At 60.2% G+C, this 17,386-nt stretch carries 8 protein-coding genes and 2 pseudogenes; all 10 read left to right on the top strand.

Annotated features, from left to right (window positions below):
• Window positions 1-727 precede the first annotated feature (727 nt).
• The 10 genes and pseudogenes from J2X71_RS20425 to glgB all read left to right on the top strand — a co-directional run bounded on the left by J2X71_RS20425 (window position 728) and on the right by glgB (window position 17,309).
• Window positions 728-1,483 carry an ImuA family protein gene (locus tag J2X71_RS20425; protein ID WP_310384363.1) on the top strand — a complete coding sequence of 252 codons (756 nt, stop codon included), beginning with the start codon at window positions 728-730 and terminating at the stop codon, window positions 1,481-1,483.
• Window positions 1,404-2,917, top strand: a pseudogene (locus J2X71_RS20430) (DUF6504 family protein). Before J2X71_RS20425 ends, J2X71_RS20430 begins: the two are co-directional and overlap by 80 nt.
• Window positions 2,914-6,177 carry an error-prone DNA polymerase gene (locus J2X71_RS20435; RefSeq protein WP_310384365.1) on the top strand — a complete coding sequence of 1,088 codons (3,264 nt, stop codon included), beginning with the start codon at window positions 2,914-2,916 and terminating at the stop codon, window positions 6,175-6,177. Before J2X71_RS20430 ends, J2X71_RS20435 begins: the two are co-directional and overlap by 4 nt.
• A 121-nt stretch (window positions 6,178-6,298) precedes the next feature.
• Window positions 6,299-6,553: a DUF6894 family protein gene (locus J2X71_RS20440; protein ID WP_310384367.1), complete on the top strand. Its 255-nt coding sequence runs from the start codon at window positions 6,299-6,301 to the stop codon at window positions 6,551-6,553.
• A 41-nt stretch (window positions 6,554-6,594) separates the two neighbouring features.
• Window positions 6,595-6,875 (top strand): annotated as a pseudogene (locus J2X71_RS20445) (hypothetical protein).
• A 553-nt stretch (window positions 6,876-7,428) separates the two neighbouring features.
• Complete coding sequence (locus J2X71_RS20450) at window positions 7,429-7,713, top strand: hypothetical protein (protein WP_113325016.1); 285 nt, start codon at window positions 7,429-7,431, stop codon at window positions 7,711-7,713.
• Between the two features lie 227 nt (window positions 7,714-7,940).
• Window positions 7,941-8,345 carry a response regulator gene (locus J2X71_RS20455; RefSeq protein WP_310384370.1) on the top strand — a complete coding sequence of 135 codons (405 nt, stop codon included), beginning with the start codon at window positions 7,941-7,943 and terminating at the stop codon, window positions 8,343-8,345.
• Between the two features lie 222 nt (window positions 8,346-8,567).
• Complete coding sequence (locus tag J2X71_RS20460; RefSeq protein WP_310384372.1) at window positions 8,568-11,786, top strand: alpha-1,4-glucan--maltose-1-phosphate maltosyltransferase; 3,219 nt, start codon at window positions 8,568-8,570, stop codon at window positions 11,784-11,786.
• A gap of 1 nt (window position 11,787) precedes the next feature.
• Complete coding sequence (gene treS, locus J2X71_RS20465; protein WP_310384375.1) at window positions 11,788-15,081, top strand: maltose alpha-D-glucosyltransferase; 3,294 nt, start codon at window positions 11,788-11,790, stop codon at window positions 15,079-15,081.
• Window positions 15,078-17,309: a 1,4-alpha-glucan branching protein GlgB gene (gene glgB / locus J2X71_RS20470; RefSeq protein WP_310384377.1), complete on the top strand. Its 2,232-nt coding sequence runs from the start codon at window positions 15,078-15,080 to the stop codon at window positions 17,307-17,309. The genes treS and glgB overlap by 4 nt, the downstream gene beginning before the upstream one ends.
• Window positions 17,310-17,386: the final 77 nt, after the last annotated feature.

A 17,386-nucleotide genomic window follows, 5' to 3' on the forward strand; every position in this document is an offset into this window, starting at 1 on the left:
GTTCTTTTGCGCTGAACGAGGCAGCATGGCGGGATAGAGGCAACAGGATTTCAAAGGCGGGATATAAGCGCGATCATAGGCATTTGGCCGTGCTATCAAGCTTCGTCCGACCACGCGTGTTCACAGCTGAGCACGCCGCAGACGAGATCGAGCGGCGCATTCGTCAATGACCCTCTCTCATAATTGCTGATGTCGAGCGGGGGTCGACCAGATGACGGCCGAATGGATTGACGGCGACAAGCGCAACCAAAATTGCAAGCACGGAGGCAGTCAAAATGGGTGTTTGGACGCGCATCATTCTTCCAGCCATCAGCTCCGGCGCACTATCTGCCGCGTTGTAACGTCAGACCAAACGAAAAGTTCCCTGCTTTCAAAAGCAAAAGCTGGCCATCCGGTCAGGAGCCGGGCGGCCCGTCGGGCGACTGTTTCGATCATTGCTGCGGCAGCAAGGATTTCCTGGATTTGCCTGCAGACGGCCACGGAGAGTTGAGGCCGGAGGGGCAGCAAACATAGGTATTTTTTCTTATGCCGATATTTTTCAAGTTGGTTGGAATCCGGCCATTCAGTTGAACTAACTCTATTTTTTTGCCATTAAAGGCGCGGATAGCGCCCTGTTAGGAATATTCACCTCTACAGCTACGTTGACTCACGTCTGAATTAGGAACAAATAAAGAACATATCCGCCTTCCTGCGGTGTGGATAGGTTTAATATGATGAAGACCGGACAATGGCTCGGCCAGGCGCAAACCGAATTATCTACGAGCTTCGAGAGCGCATCCAGCATCTCGAAGGGGCGGCTGCCCGTCCGAAGGCGGTTTTGCCCTTCGGTGTCGGCGAAATCGACGAGAAGCTTCCCGGCGGGGGACTCGCCTATGGCGCTATCCACGAATTCGCCGGAGGCGGGGCCGGCGCCGTCAACGGAGCTGCTGCTGCCTTGTTTGTTGCAGGCATAGCGGCCCGCACCAAGGGCACGGTCGTGTGGTGCCTGGCGCGTCCCGATCTCTTCGCACCCGCGCTCGCGCAGACCGGCCTTCATCCGGATCGCGTGATCTATGTCGAGGCGGTTCACGAGGAATATGTGCTTGAGGCCTGTGAGGAGGCCTTGCGCTTCGGCGGGCTTGGCGCGGTCGTGGCCGAAACGGTGCGCTTGCCAATGGTCGTTTCACGCCGCCTGCAACTGGCCGCGGAGAGATCCGGAACGCTCGGGCTGATCATCCGGCGCTGGCGACGCCAGACGGAAGCAAGTGATTTCGGGCATCCGACGGCCGCTGCCTCGCGCTGGCGCGTTTCGGTCTTGCCGTCCGAGCCGCTGCCCGTTCCCGGCATCGGTAGAGCCAGGTGGCTCGCCGAATTGATCAGGATCAAGGCCGGAGAAAGTACAGATTTCATCGTCGAGGCATGTGATGGCCAGGGTCGTCTCCGTATATCTTCCGACGCTGCGGACAGATCGGATCAGACGCGCCGATCCGTCCCTTCCGGCTGACGCACCGCTTGTCGTGGTCGCAAAGAGCGGGTCGAAGCGATGGCTGTCGGCGGTCGACGCAAACGCCGCAAAGCTTGGCCTGACTATCGGCATGCCGGCCGCCAAGGCGCAGGCATTCGTGCGGGGACTTAACATGGTCGATGCCGATCCTGCAGGCGATCTTGCGGTATTGGAGCGCATCACCCTTTGGGCGCTTACCCGATATTCGCCTGTCGTTGCCTTGGACCCACCTGACGGCATCGTCATGGACACCGAGGGTGCCGACCATCTGCAGGGCGGGGAGGGGCCTATGCTGTCAGGCCTGGTCAACAGCTTCCGCGCCAAAGGTCTGGCGGCACGGGCAGCGGTCGCAGACAGCTGGGGAGCAGCCCATGCGCTGGCGCGCTCGATCGGCAACGAGACAAGCGTGGTGGCACCAGGCCGGACAGTCGATGCCGTGACCGATCTGCCGATTGCCTCGCTTCGTCTCAACGCGGAGGTCGTAACAGGTTTGCGTATCCTCGGGTTTCGCACCGTCGGTGAACTGACGGCAACGCCAAGAGCACCGCTGACCCTGCGCTTTGGCCCGGAGATCACGCGCAGGCTCGACCAGATGTTTGGCCGGGTAGCCGAGCCCATCGATCCAATCCGCTCGCCCGACTTCGTCGAAGTGTCAAGGTCCTTCGCAGATCCGATCGGCGCTGCGGAGACGATCGCCAAATATGTCTCGCTGCTGGTGCACAGGCTCTGCCGTGTCCTTCAGGCAAGGGGCCTTGGCGTACGCCGCACGGACCTCATCGTCCACCGGGTCGACAATACGGTCCAGGCGCTGAGGGCCGGAACTGCAAAGCCTGTCCGCGACATTGCCTGGCTGACCAAACTCCTGCACGATCGGATCGAACGCATCGATCCGGGCTTCGGCATCGAGAAGCTCAGCCTTGCTGCCATCATGGTCGAGCCGCTTGAAGACAGGCAGTTTGCTTCCGCCCTAATCGAAGAGGCCAAGGTCGATATCGGCGCTTTCGTCGACATTCTCGGCAATCGTGGAAAATTCCGTCTCTACCGCGTCGCGCCGTGGCCAGCGACGTTGCGGAGCGATCACTGCAAAGCATCTCGCCTGTCGCCGAAGAGCAGGGACAGAGCTGGCCGTTGAACTGGCCGCGCCCGGTCCGGCTGATGGATCGCCCGGAACCGATCGAGGTCATGGCGCTGCTGCCCGACCACCCTCCCGTGTGGTTCACCTGGCGCGGTAAGCGATACCGGGTGAAACAGGCCGACGGGCCCGAGCGCATCTTCGGTGAATGGTGGCAGCGATCGTCGGAATGGGTCGCCGTGCGCGACTATTTCACCGTCGCGGACGAGACCGGTGAACGCTACTGGATTTATCGCGCTGGCGACGGTGTCGACCCCGAGACCGGATCGCATCGTTGGTTCATGCATGGAATCTTCACATGAGCTATGCCGAGCTGCAGGTCACGACGCATTTTTCTTTTTTGCGCGGCGCATCCTCGGCCGACGAACTGTTTGCGACCGCCAAGGCCATCGGCATAGAGGCTCTCGGCATTGTCGACCGCAATTCGCTAGCGGGTATCGTGCGGGCACTGGAGGCATCGCGAGCCACCGGTCTTCGCCTGGTCGTCGGCTGTCGTCTCGACCTGGCGGACGGCATGTCGATCCTCGTCTACCCGACAGACCGTGCGGCCTACTCGCGGCTGGCACGATTGCTGACGCTCGGAAAGAGCAGGGGCGGGAAGGCCAAATGCATCCTGACGCTCGACGACGTCGCTCTCTATGCGGAAGGGCTGATCGCCATCCTGGTGCCGGATCTCGCCGATGAGACATGCGCCCTCCAGCTCAGAAAGACGGCGGAGATTTTCCAAAACAGAGCCTATGCAGCTTTGAGCCTCAGACGCCGGCCGAACGATCAGCTCCGGCTGCACGAAATTGCCGTGATGGCTGCCAGCCACAAGGTCAAAACCGTCGTCACCAATGACGTGCTCTTTCACGAGCCCGCCCGGCGGCAGTTGCAGGACGTGGTGACCTGCATTCGAAACCGCACGACGATCGACGATGTCGGTTTCGAGCGCGAACGCCATGCCGACCGGTACCTCAAGTCGCCGGAGGAAATGCAGCGGCTGTTTGCACGCTATCCGCAAGCGCTTGCGCGGACGATGGAGATTGTCGCGCGCTGCACGTTCTCCATGGAAGAACTGACCTATCAGTACCCTGAGGAAGCAATTGTTGCCGGCATGGACGCGCAGCAGTCGCTTGAACACTATGTCCGGGAACACATCCCGGCGCGATATCCCGATGGCTTGCCGCAGAAGGTGCTTTGCTCCATCCGCCACGAGCTCGATCTCGTCAAGGAAATGCGCTACGCGCCTTACTTCCTGACGGTGTTTTCGATCGTTCGTTACGCCCGCAGCCAGGGCATCCTTTGTCAAGGGAGGGGCTCGGCCGCCAATAGTGCCATCTGCTACATTCTCGGCATTACCAGCATCGACCCTGACACCAACGACCTTTTGTTTGAACGTTTCGTCAGCCGGGAACGCGACGAGCCGCCCGACATCGATGTCGACTTTGAACACGAACGGCGCGAGGAGGTCATCCAGTGGATCTACAGGACGTACGGGCGCCATAAGGCGGCACTCTGCGCCACTGTCACGCGCTACCGGACGAAGGGCGCCATCCGTGACGTCGGCAAGGCGCTCGGACTGCCCGAGGATTTGATCAAGGCACTTTCATCGGGGGTGTGGGTCTGGAGCGAGGCCGTCGGTGAACAACATGTTCGGGACCTAAACCTCAATCCCGACGACCGCCGGCTTGCACTCACCCTCCGCCTTGCCCAGCAGCTGATGGGTGCGCCACGCCATCTCGGCCAGCATCCGGGCGGCTTCGTGTTGACGCATGACCGGCTCGACGATCTGGTGCCGATCGAGCCGGCCTCCATGGTCGATCGGCAGGTGATCGAGTGGGACAAGGATGACGTCGAGGCACTCAAATTCATGAAGGTCGACGTGCTGGCGCTCGGCATGCTGACATGCATGGCCAAGAGCTTTGCCTTGCTGCGCAAGGAGAAGAATGTAGATCTCGATCTTGCGACGATCCCGCAGGAAGATGCGAAGACTTATGCAATGATCCGCAAGGCCGATACGTTGGGCACCTTCCAGATCGAGAGCCGCGCGCAAATGTCGATGCTGCCACGCCTCAAGCCCGAAACCTTCTATGATCTCGTCATCCAGGTCGCGATCGTCCGCCCCGGTCCAATCCAGGGCGACATGGTGCATCCCTATCTCCGTCGCCGGGAGGGCAAGGAGAAGCCCGAATATCCGACGCCCGAGCTGGAATCCGTTCTCGCCAAGACGCTCGGCGTACCGCTGTTTCAAGAAAGCGCCATGAAGGTCGCCATGGTCTGCGCGGGCTTCACCGGCGGTGAGGCCGATCAGCTCAGAAAAAGCATGGCGACCTTCAAATTCACCGGCGGGGTGAGCCGCTTCAAGGACAAGCTGATCTCCGGAATGATCCGCAACGGCTATGAGCCCGAATTTGCCGAAAAGACATTCAGTCAGCTCGAAGGGTTCGGTTCCTATGGTTTTCCGGAAAGCCATGCCGCAAGCTTTGCGCTGATTGCCTATGCCTCGAACTGGATGAAGTGCCACCATCCGGATGTCTTCTGTGCGGCATTGTTGAACAGCCAGCCGATGGGTTTTTATGCGCCGGCCCAAATCGTGCGCGACGCAAGGGAACACGGCGTCGCCATCCGGCCCGTCTGCGTCAACCGGTCCCGCTGGGATTGCACGCTGGAACCGGTCGCGGGTTCCAACCGGCTCGCAGTTCGGCTCGGCATGCGCATGGTACGTGGCCTGGCAACGGCTGATGCCGCGCGGATCGTCGCTGCAAGAGCCGATCAACCCTTCGACAGTGTCGACGACATGTGGCGTCGTTCCGGTGTTCCCGCCGCCTGCCTGGTGGAACTTGCCGAGGCGGATGCTTTCCGACCCTCCTTCCGCCTCGAGCGTCGCGATGCCCTATGGGCGATCAAGGCGCTAAGAGATGAGCCATTGCCGCTCTTTGCGGCGGCCGCCGCACGGGGGGAAAGGACGGTCGGAGAGCAACAGGAGCCAGCCGTCGACCTCCGGCCGATGGCTGAGGGTCATAACGTCGTCCTCGACTACGGGCATACAGGACTGACGCTTCGGGACCATCCGGTCAGTTTCCTACGTCGAGAGCTTACCGAGCGCCGCATCGTCACCTGTTCGGAGGCAATGTCGGCCTCCGACGGCCGATGGTTGATGGCGGCCGGACTGGTCCTGGTGCGTCAGCGGCCGGGCTCGGCAAAGGGTGTGATTTTCCTGACGGTGGAAGACGAGACAGGGGTTGCCAATGTCGTCATCTGGCCCAAGCTCTTTGAGCGGTCGAGACGGATTGCGCTCGGCGCCTCGATGATGGCGATCAACGGGCGCATCCAGCGGGAGGGCGATGTCGTTCATCTCGTTGCCCAGCAACTCTTCGACATGTCGAGCAGCCTGAACGATCTTGCTGACCGGGATGTGGAATTCCGCCTGGCGACGGGAAGGGGAGACGAGTTTGCCCATGGTTCTCCCGAAAGAGCCGATCCGCGCGAAACGGCGGCGGCGGCGATGAAGTCGCGCGACATCTTCATCCCGGACCTGCATATCGACACTCTGAAGGTCAAAAGCCGCAATTTCCACTGAAGCACCCGAACAGGCAAGTTGGGCCGGCAAGTCACGTCGACTTTCATCGCTTGTCGACAGCAGCATCCTCTCGCGCGGGAACAAAGAGAGCTGTCCGATGTTGTCGGGCATGGAGGTCGCGATGCCAAAATTCATCTTTCAGGTCATCGATCGCACGAGCCCGGAACCGACCGAACTTGCACATGAGTTTCCAAGCCTTGAGGATGCAAAGCAGCAGGCACGGCTTGCCCTTGCCGAGATGGCCCGCGACGGCCTGCCTGAAGCACCGCTTAATATAGTCTCGGTCGAGCTCTTCGATGAAGATCGACGGCCGATCACCGAATTCAGACTGCTGCTCGAAGAAGTGCCGAAATCCGTTCGCGATCCAACGGCCTGACGGGCCAGGATCGCACACCAACCCCATCGCTGGAGGACAATTTGAATACCGCCAATCTTCAACTGGAAGGCATGGTCATGGCGCTCGCCTCGCTCTGCGAGACGCTGGCCGATAGGGACGTGCTGGAGCACAAGGAAATTGGCGCTGCACTCGAACGGGCAAGAAGCGCTGTCGAGCAGGACGACACCCATCAGCTATCCGAGGCCAATCAGGCCGCCGTCCTGTTCCGATCCACCTCCTAAGCCTGGCGAACCAGGCCCATCAGCGTGGCCAACGTTTCACGTTCTCCGACTATGCGGCTCTGGTCGGGAAGTTGACATGATCGCCGATGATCGCGGCCGATCGTAGAAGCGATTTTGGCCGCGCGGCGGGAGGCCAGGAACAGCCGGGATTACCGACGCTGGCCGACGATAATATCATTGGTTCTGCGTAGTGTCATCGGTTCTGGAATTGCCCGACCGACCAGCCGGAGCGCGACATGAACGCCGATCCGCGCACACGGGATAACCTGGATCACGCGTCTGCCGCCCTCGGACAGTGAGCCGCCTCCAGGCGTCCTTTCCTATCGGGAGCGCTTTTTCTAAGCCGTATAAGCCCAACCGTCCTGCGCCGTCGTAGCGAAGAAGACGGGACCAAGCCGATCGGTCGTGCCTGCCGGTCGGCGATCTCCGACGCCGAAGAGCTTTCGGTTTCGGCATGGAGGATCCCGACTACTTCATCCTCCGCCCAATCTGCCGCTGCCAGCAGATGCCAAGCTGGCGCCGGCAAAGCACCAGAACGTCTCTGGTCTCAGGGCCTCAAAGCGCCCTTGCGGCCAGCCGCGGAACTTCAAAACCGGGACGACGTTAAAAAGGGCGAACACGTGGAGAAAAGACATGAACGCCGTGAAATCCCCCGCCGTAAAGGCATACGAACTCGACAAGGCCAAGAACAAGGAGCAGGAAAACAAGGGCGAGCTGGACCAGGCCCTAGAGGATACGTTTCCAGCCTCCGATCCGGTCTCGCAATCCAGCACGTCGGTGGCCGGAGCGCCGCCAGCAAGCGAACCGCAAAAGCAGGAAGGATTTCTTGACGGTGCCAGAGGGTGGATCAAAAGCAATCCGCTTGCCGCTGTTGCCATCACCGCAGCCATCGCATGGATTTACGGCTCGACGCGATAGCGCACCGGCCCCGGCCGGGGAGGGGTTTTTGCAGGTGGTTCCCTGCGGATCGAGTTTGCCACTCCGCACCTTCGACAAGCCACACTTCCAAATGTCAGCCCGTGTAATCCAAGGCCGACCATTCATTCACAATTGATTAACCATAAACGCAGGTCTCTGGTCGTCAATTGTATCGGAATGGGACATCGCGACGTTCCTCTGTCATCTCAACACATAGAGGTGCGGGAATGGCAAAAGTGCTGATCGTGGAAGACGAAATGCTGATCCGCTTCGCGCTCGCCGACGCGTTGATCGATGCGGGGCACGTGGTGATCGAATGCGGGACCGTCCTCGAAGCGGTGGCTGCTTTTTCCAGACATGACAAGATCGAGGCGCTCATCACGGATGTCGACATGCCTGGCGGCCTGACAGGTCTCGACCTTGCCGGACTTGTGAGGAGGACAAGATCATCCGTTCCGATATGGGTGACGTCAGGGCGCAAGGTCGATATTTCGCATATCAGGGGTGCTGCTTTTCTGACCAAGCCCTACGATTTCGCTGCGCTGGCAAAGACCGTCACCGATCATATCGAAACGGGCGGCCCAAGCTTGTCCCATTTCAGTTCGCGCTACCGTTCCTATCCATACGGGTAGCGTGCCGGGTTAATAGTCGCACAGGACGAGGTCGGCGGGGAACCGTCGGCTCCCCAAGCCCATCCGACATAATGTCTCTTCATAAAATGGAACCGTCGGCGACATCCACCGGTCGACCTCATCCTGTGTCGCGTCGCCAGGGAACAACTAAAGCCTTCGCTGGTTGAACTCGGCAATTGCAAGATCGGCCATTCGATTGGACGCGTGGAGACCCACCGACTGATGACGACAGCATCTCAACCGACCGCTTCCACCAATCCTCCGCGGATCTACTACGTCAATCCGCTTTTGTTATCTGGCAGGGACCGATGGTTGGAGGTCTTCGATCATGCCCGGTTTCTGGGTTTCGATACAGTACTCTCAGCCCCACCATTTCTGAGAACCGGAGAGAGTCTTTTTTCAGCGCTGGATTACCAGGCGCTCGATCCGGCCCTTCAGTTGCAAGGGCCCTGCGACGAAGCCGTCGCCAGCCTTGCAAGGGATGCAAAGGAACGTGGCGTCGAATTGATGCTGGACCTTGCCGTCAGCCGGGGTGGCGAAGAGCGTGATCTGGAATCGCTGTCTCTCGACCCGCGACGATCGCCGGTGACGCCATTCGAAGCCGGGCCTTTCCCATCAAGCGCCGTGATCGAGGAGTGGCAGGCTCGGTTGGCAGTCTTTGCCGCTTGCGGCATTGCCGGCTACCGGATTGTCGGGCTGGATGTGTTGTCGCCCCGCGACTGGCAGCAGTTGATCGCTGCCTCCAGGGCTGCAAACCCAACAACACGCTATTTTGCCTATACGCCGGGAACCGACTTTGCGCTGCGCCATGCTTTGCGCGACTGCGGCTTCGATGGCAGCTTCTCGTCGTTTGCTTGGTGGGATCTGCGTGAAAGCTGGATCCTGGAGGAATATCGGCTGCAGCGCTCGCTCGGACCGCAGATTGCCTTTCCGGAAGCGCCTTTCGCCAAGCGGCTTGCTCACGGCACGGAAAGCAGGGAGATCCGTGAGAGACGGTCGCGCCGCGCGCTGCGTTTGGCGGTCGAGTTCGGCGACGGACTTCTCGTGCCGATGGGCTTCGAATTCGGTGCAATGCTGCCGCTCGATCCGACGCATGGCCATGGTGGCGGTCTGCGTCGTGTTAAAGCTGAAGGCGCCTTCGATATTTCGACCGAGTTGCGTAACCTGATATCGGGTGACAACGACGCGTCCAGGCCGCGACTGCTTCTCAAAAGCGAGATGTCACCTCAGGTGACGGTCATCGCGCAGGCCAACAGGCCAGATATCAGGACTGCCGAGGAGGTGCGGCTGATAGCAGTCAACAGGGACTTGCGTCGCCCGGGCACCGTCCCCGAAACGATCCTCAATCGCCTAGTCTCGCCATTCGTGCCCGTCGATGCGGTCTCGGCCGGCCGACGTCTCGGCCCCGGCGAGGTTTGCGTCATTGCAACCCGAGCTCGTCCCGCCATAACGGCCGAAGCAGGGGAGTTGGTGCTTAATGACGCCACGCGATCGCCCCGCATCGCCATCGAAAAAGTCGAGCCGCAGGTTGACGACGGTCGGTTTCCTGTCAAACGCATCATCGGCGAGGCCGTCATGGTCGAGGCCGATATCTTCACCGACGGTCACGACCCCCTGTCAGCGGCACTTCTCTATCGTCCACGCGGCCAAGGGGAATGGCATGAGGCACGCATGGCACTTTCCGAAAATGACCGATGGCAAGGGAGTTTCGTTCTCGATCGGGTAGGCCGTTTCGAATTTTGCGTGGAAGCCTGGAAAAACCCCTTCGCCATCTTCCGGTACGAACTTCTTAAAAAGCACGAGGCCCGGCTCGACCTGCGGCTGGAGTTGATCGAGGGACAGGAACTCATTGCCAGGGCCGCGGCTGAGCCCGCCGACACCATGAGGATGGAGCAACGGACCGAGCTTGGCGCATTCCTGGCCGAACTCGAGCGCCGTGAAGGCATGGGCAAGCTCGACATCCTGCTTGCCCCGCGAATGGCCGAGCTGATGAGTTTTGCCGATCGGCGGCCCTTCAAGTCCCGATCAGCTGTGTATCGCGTCGAGTCGGAGCGGCGCGAGGCGGCCTTCGCGAGCTGGTACCAGATTTTTCCGCGCTCGCAGAGCGGCGATCCGAACCGCCACGGTACGTTTGAGGACGTCATCGCACGCCTGCCGGCGATCCGCGACATGGGGTTTGACGTTCTTTATTTCCCGCCGATCCATCCGATCGGCCGCACCAACAGGAAGGGCCGCAACAATTCACTGGTCGCCGCCCCCGCCGATCCCGGCAGCCCTTACGCGATTGGATCGGAAGCCGGCGGCCACGAGGCCATTCATCCTGAGCTCGGCGCCTTCGACGACTTCGAGCGCCTGGTTGATGAAGCGAGGCGGTTTGGATTAGAAATCGCGCTCGATCTCGCAATCCAGGCCTCTCCCGACCATCCCTGGCTGAGCGAACATCCCGGCTGGTTCGACTGGCGCCCCGACGGCACCATTCGTTACGCCGAGAACCCTCCGAAAAAATACGAGGACATTGTCAATGTCGATTTTTACGCCGAGGACGCCATACCAGCGCTCTGGGCGGAACTGCGCGACATCGTCGAGATGTGGGTCGATGAAGGGGTCAAGCTGTTTCGCGTCGACAACCCGCATACAAAACCCTTTCCCTTTTGGGAATGGATGATCGGGGATATCCGGGCGCGCCATCCAGACGTCATATTCCTGTCGGAGGCCTTCACCCGCCCGAAGGTCATGTATCGTCTGGCCAAGATCGGCTTCTCACAATCCTACACCTACTTCACCTGGCGCAACGAAAGATGGGAGCTCGAGCAGTATATGAGCGAGCTCACGACGAGCGAGGCTCGCGAATTTTTCCGCCCGCACTTCTTCGTCAACACGCATGACATAAACCCGGATTTCCTGCAGAACGCGCCGCGTCCTGCCTATGTCATACGCGCTGCGCTTGCCGCAACGCTCTCCGGTCTCTGGGGCGTCTATAACGGCTTCGAGCTTTGCGAAGGGCGCCCCGACGCCAAGCGCAAGGAATATGCCGACAGCGAAAAATACGAAATCCGCGCCTGGGACTACGACCGCCCGGGCAATATCAAGGCGGAAATCGCCATGCTGAACCGGATCCGCAGGGACAATCTCGCGCTGCAATCGCATCTCGGCCTGACGCTGCTGCCCTCGTCGAACCAAAAGATCATGTTTTTCGAAAAGGCGGGGGCCGGACGCCACAACGCCCTCTTGATCGCGGTGACGCTCAATCCCAACGGCATCGAGGAAAGCAACGTCGAGTTCCCGCTCTGGCAGTACGGTGTGGCCGATACAGGCACGCTCGCATTAGAGGATCTCGTCACTGGCCAGAATTTCACGCGAACCGGAAAGTGGCAAACGATCAGGCTGGACCCGGCCCATTTGCCTTTCGCCATATGGCGGGTCAGGGCAGGGGAGGCCTGAGATGGACATAGCCTTCACGGAAGACAGAAAAACGATCACTGACGACGTGCTCTGGTACAAGGATGCGATCATATATCAGTTGCACATCAAGTCCTTCTACGACGCCAACGGCGATGGGATCGGTGATTTCGAGGGCCTTTATCAGAAACTCGATCATATCGCCGCGCTCGGCGTCAACGCCATCTGGCTCCTGCCATTCTTTCCCTCGCCACGGCGCGATGACGGCTACGACATTGCCGACTATCGCAATGTCAGTCCCGATTACGGGACGATCGACGATTTCCGCAAATTCGTCGCGGCCGCCCACGAACGCAACATCCGGGTAATCATCGAGCTCGTCATCAACCATACATCCGACCAGCATCCCTGGTTCCAGCGAGCCAGGCAGTCGCCGGCCGGCAGCCCTGACCGCGATTTTTACGTCTGGTCCGACAATGACCAGAAATTTCCCGAGACCCGCATCATCTTCCTGGATACGGAAAAATCGAACTGGACCTTCGATGCGGTCGCCGGTGCCTATTACTGGCACCGCTTCTATTCCCATCAGCCGGACCTGAACTTCGACAATCCCCGGGTGATGGAGGAGCTCATCGATATCATGCGCTTTTGGCTCGAAACCGGGATCGACGGCTTTCGGCTCGACGCGATCCCCTATCTAGTGGAGCGTGAGGGCACCAACAACGAGAACCTGCCCGAAACTCACGCGATCCTGAAACAGATCCGCGCAGCGCTAGATGCCACCCATCCAGGCGTGATGCTGCTAGCCGAGGCAAACCAGTGGCCGGAGGACACACGCGAATATTTCGGGAATGGCGACGAGTGCCACATGGCTTTCCATTTCCCGTTGATGCCGCGCATGTACATGGCAATCGCCAAGGAAGACCGCTTTCCGATCACCGACATCATGCGGCAGACGCCCGACATACCCGAGACCTGCCAATGGGCGATCTTCCTGAGGAACCATGACGAGCTAACACTGGAAATGGTGACCGACGCCGAGCGCGACTATCTCTGGGAGACCTATGCATCCGACAAGCGCGCCCGGATCAATCTGGGCATCCGTCGCCGCCTGGCGCCGCTGATGGAGCGTGATCGCCGGCGTATCGAATTGATGAACGCGCTCCTCCTGTCCATGCCCGGTACGCCCGTCGTCTACTATGGAGACGAGATCGGCATGGGCGATAATATCTATCTTGGCGACCGGGATGGCGTGCGAACGCCGATGCAATGGTCGCCCGACCGCAATGGTGGCTTTTCGCGAGCAGATCCCGCTCGCCTCGTCTTGCCGCTGGTTGCCGATGCGCTCTATGGGTTCGAGGCCCTCAATGTCGAGGCACAGGTCTCCGATGCCCATTCCCTGTTGAACTGGACCCGGCGCATGCTGGCATTGCGCGGCCGCCACAGCGCCTTCGGGCGCGGCACGCTGCGTTTTCTCACGCCGAGCAACCGGCGCATTCTTGCCTATCTTCGCGAGCATGACGACGAAGTCATCCTGTGCGTGGTCAATCTCTCGCGGCTCCCCCAGGCTGTCGAGCTCGACCTATCAGCCTTCGAAGGCCGCATTCCCATCGAGCTGACCGGTATGTCGCCTTTCCCGCCGATCGGCCAGCTGACCTATCTGCTGACCTTGCCTCCCTATGGATTTTTCTGGTTCCAGCTCAATGCCGAAGCAGATGGTCCCGCCTGGCGCATGGCCCCGCCCGAGCAATTGGCCGACTTCCTCACGCTCGTCGTCCGGCGCAGTCTGACGGAGCTCGTCGAACAGCCCCAGCATGCGGCGATCCTCAGCCGCGATATTCTGCCGGCCTATCTGTCCAAGCGCCGCTGGTTCGGCGCCAAGGACCAGCCCCTTCAAGAGGCGCGGCTTGTCTCGGCGTCACCCATTCCGTTTGCCGAGGGTGTCGTGCTCGGCGAGCTGGAGGCCGTGCTTCCCGATCATGTCGAAACCTACCAGCTGCCGCTGGCAGCCGAATGGGACGACACGGCGCCGAACGTGCTTGGCCAACAGCTGTCGCTTGCGCGTATAAGACAGGGCAGGCGTGTCGGCTTCCTAACCGATGGTTTTGCGGTCGAAACAATGGCACGCGGCATCCTGAGAGGGCTCTGCGACCGCTCGATCGTCAGCGGTCGGACAGGCCAGATCGAGTTCGTTGGTACCGACCGGATCGATTGTCTGGCGCTGAGCGACGACATGCCAATCCGCTGGCTATCGGCCGAACAGTCGAACAGCTCGCTCATTGTCGGCGACCTGGCGATGATCAAGCTCATCCGCCATATCTTCATCGGCGTCCATCCCGAAGTCGAAATGACCCGCCATCTGACCGAGCACGGATATGAACATACCGCACCGTTGCTTGGCGAGGTTGTACGCACCGATGGCGAAGGCAGGCGCTCGACCCTGATCATCGTCCAGGGTGCCATCCGCAACCAGGGTGATGCGTGGAATTGGATGCTTGGCAATCTCCGGCGGGTTGCCGACGAGATCGTCATGACCGAAACCGCAATTGAGACGGCCGACGAGCAGTTGCAACCACTACTGACCTTCGTTGCCATGGTCGGAGAGCGGCTTGGTGAACTGCATGTGCTCCTGTCACGACCGACCGAAGACGAGGCATTTTCACCGTTCCGGGCGGGCGATGGGGACGTCGATGTCATCAGAAAATCCGTCACCGGCGAAATCGCCTATGCGTTTTCCAAACTGGTGGACATCGGCGAAGACGTCGATGGCGACCTTCGTGAGCGTATCGGGCTTCTTCTTGGCAAACAGGACCGGATCATCAAACTCGCCGGAGATCTCGCTGGCCTGGCAAGAGGCACGCTGCTGACCCGGACGCATGGGGACTTTCACCTTGGCCAGATCCTGGTCACCGAAGGAGATGCCGTCATCATCGATTTCGAGGGAGAACCGGCACGCAACCTCGCTGAAAGAAGGGCCAAGACAAGCCCACTCCGTGACGCTGCCGGCCTGTTGCGTTCGCTGGACTACCTGACGGCGACTGCCATGCTCGAAAATGACGCGATATCCGATCATCACGATGCACGGCGTCGTGAGGTCATTACCCGTTTTGGCAGAAGCGCAGAACAGGTGTTCCTGCAGGCATATGTCAAGGCGCTTTCAGCCTCACCCGATCTGCCGAAGACCTCGGAAGAGATCCGGCGCGTCCTCGACATTTTCCTCCTCGAAAAGGCCGCCTACGAGATCGCCTATGAAGCGCGAAACCGTCCGAAATGGCTGCCGATCCCGCTCAATGGCTTTGCCAACATCCTGACCCGACTTTCGGAGACCCGCTTATGATAACCGACCTCGCCGACATCTTCTTCGGTTTGGAGGCGGATGCGCTGCAAGCTCTCACCGAGGGAAGGCATGGCGATGCTTTTTCGATCCTCGGCATGCACCCGGCCGGTGACGGCCGCGTCAGCTTCAGAGCTTTTCTTCCTGGAGCATTGGGACTTGAGGTGATCGATCGCCAGAGTGGTGCACCGCTTGCTTCGGCCGATCTCGTTCACCCGACCGGCCTCTTTGGAGCGATCCTTGCCGACCATGGCCCTTACAGTCTGAGGATCCACTGGCCAGACGGGGTCCAGCTGACCGATGATCCCTACAGTTTCGGGCCGCTGCTTGGCGAGCTCGACCTTCATCTCGTTTCGGAAGGCACGCATTATAATCTCACCAGAGTACTGGGCGCCGTCCCGCTTGAAGTCGACAAAGTGGCCGGCGTACGTTTCGCCGTCTGGGCACCGAATGCTCGGCGCGTATCGGTCGTCGGCGACTTCAATTCCTGGGACGGCCGCCGTCATCCGATGCGACTTCGCCCGCAGGCCGGCATATGGGAGATATTCATCCCTCATCTTACCGTTGGTGAGCGCTATAAGTTCGAGATCCTCGATCGGCACGGCAATCTTCTCGCCCAGAAGGCTGATCCGGTGGCACGGGCGGCAGAGCCGGCGCCGTCGACCGCCTCCGTTGTCGCCTCGATCGACCCGTTCTCCTGGAGTGACGCCGCATGGATGGACGGGGGGCGGCGGCGGGCGGACCGGCTGGGCGAGCCATTCTCGATCTACGAGGTTCATGCCGGCTCCTGGTTGCGCGACATGCAGGATGGCGCACGCGCGCTCGACTGGGTAGAGCTGTCGCAGCGGCTCCTTCCCTACGTTCGCGACATGGGCTTCACTCACATTGAGCTACTACCGATCATGGAGCATCCCTTCGGTGGATCTTGGGGCTATCAGCCACTCGGTCTCTTCGCACCGACCGGTCGCTACGGCACACCCGAAGATTTTGCCTATTTCGTCGATCGCTGCCACGGCGCCGGTATCGGTGTCTTGCTTGATTGGGTTCCGGCGCATTTTCCGACTGACGTGTGGGGCCTGGCGCAGTTCGACGGGACTGCGCTTTACGAGCATGAAGACCCGCGAGAAGGGTTTCATCAAGACTGGAATACCCTGATCTACAATCTTGGCCGCAACGAGGTCAAAGGCTTTCTCATCGCCAGCGCGCTCGAATGGCTGGAGCACTATCATATCGACGGATTGCGCGTCGATGCCGTCGCATCGATGCTCTACCGCGACTATAGCCGCGCGGATGGCGAATGGGTACCGAACCGCTATGGCGGGCGCGAAAACCTCGAAGCCATCGAATTCTTCAAGCACCTCAACAGCATCGTCCACGAACGCTACCCGAATGCACTGATGATCGCGGAGGAATCGACCGCCTTTCCAAACATGACCAAGTCACCTGAAGCAGGCGGCCTGGGCTTCGACATGAAATGGAACATGGGTTGGATGCATGACACGCTTCATTACATGTCCGACGATGCGATTTACCGGAAATATCATCACGGCTCGATGACCTTCGGCATGATTTATGCCTATAGCGAGCGTTTTGTTCTGCCATTCTCCCATGACGAGGTCGTTCACGGGAAAGCGTCGATGCTTTCGAAGATGCCGGGGGACAAGTGGCAGAAAATGGCCAATCTGCGCGCCCTCTTCGGTTTCATGTGGGGCCACCCCGGCAAGAAGCTCATCTTCATGGGATGCGAGATCGGCCAGAGATCGGAATGGAGCCATGACGGTTCCATCGAATGGGATCTTCTGGATGATCCTGTTCACGCTGGCCTGCAGCGGCTGGTGCGGGATCTCAACCGCGTTTACCGACATTTTCCCTGCTTGCACTATGGCGACACCGAGGCTGACGGCTTCGAATGGGCAGTTGCCGACGATGCGGAAAACTCGGTCCTCGCAATGCTGCGCTATGACCGCGAACGGCGCTCTGCGATACTGGTGGTTTCAAACTTCACCCCGATGTCACGGCCCGGTTACCGGATCGGGGTCCCATTTTCCGGCCGCTGGCGGCAAATACTCAACACCGATGCGGCCGTATATGGCGGAGCGGGCGCAGGAACTGGCGACCGGGACACGCAGCCCGTCGAGGCGCATGGCCGTAGTCAATCGCTTCTCGCGGATCTTCCGCCTCTGGCGACAATGATGTTTATCTGCGAGCAGGACCGGAACCACGAGCTCTGAAATGGCGTTCAATAGAGATTGATACGCCTCCGGGCCGGCCCTGCGGCGTGCTCCTGGCCAGTGGCGATGGGAGGAAG

The sequence above is a fragment of the Rhizobium sp. 1399 genome (genome assembly GCF_031455475.1).
Lineage (GTDB): Bacteria > Pseudomonadota > Alphaproteobacteria > Rhizobiales > Rhizobiaceae > Rhizobium.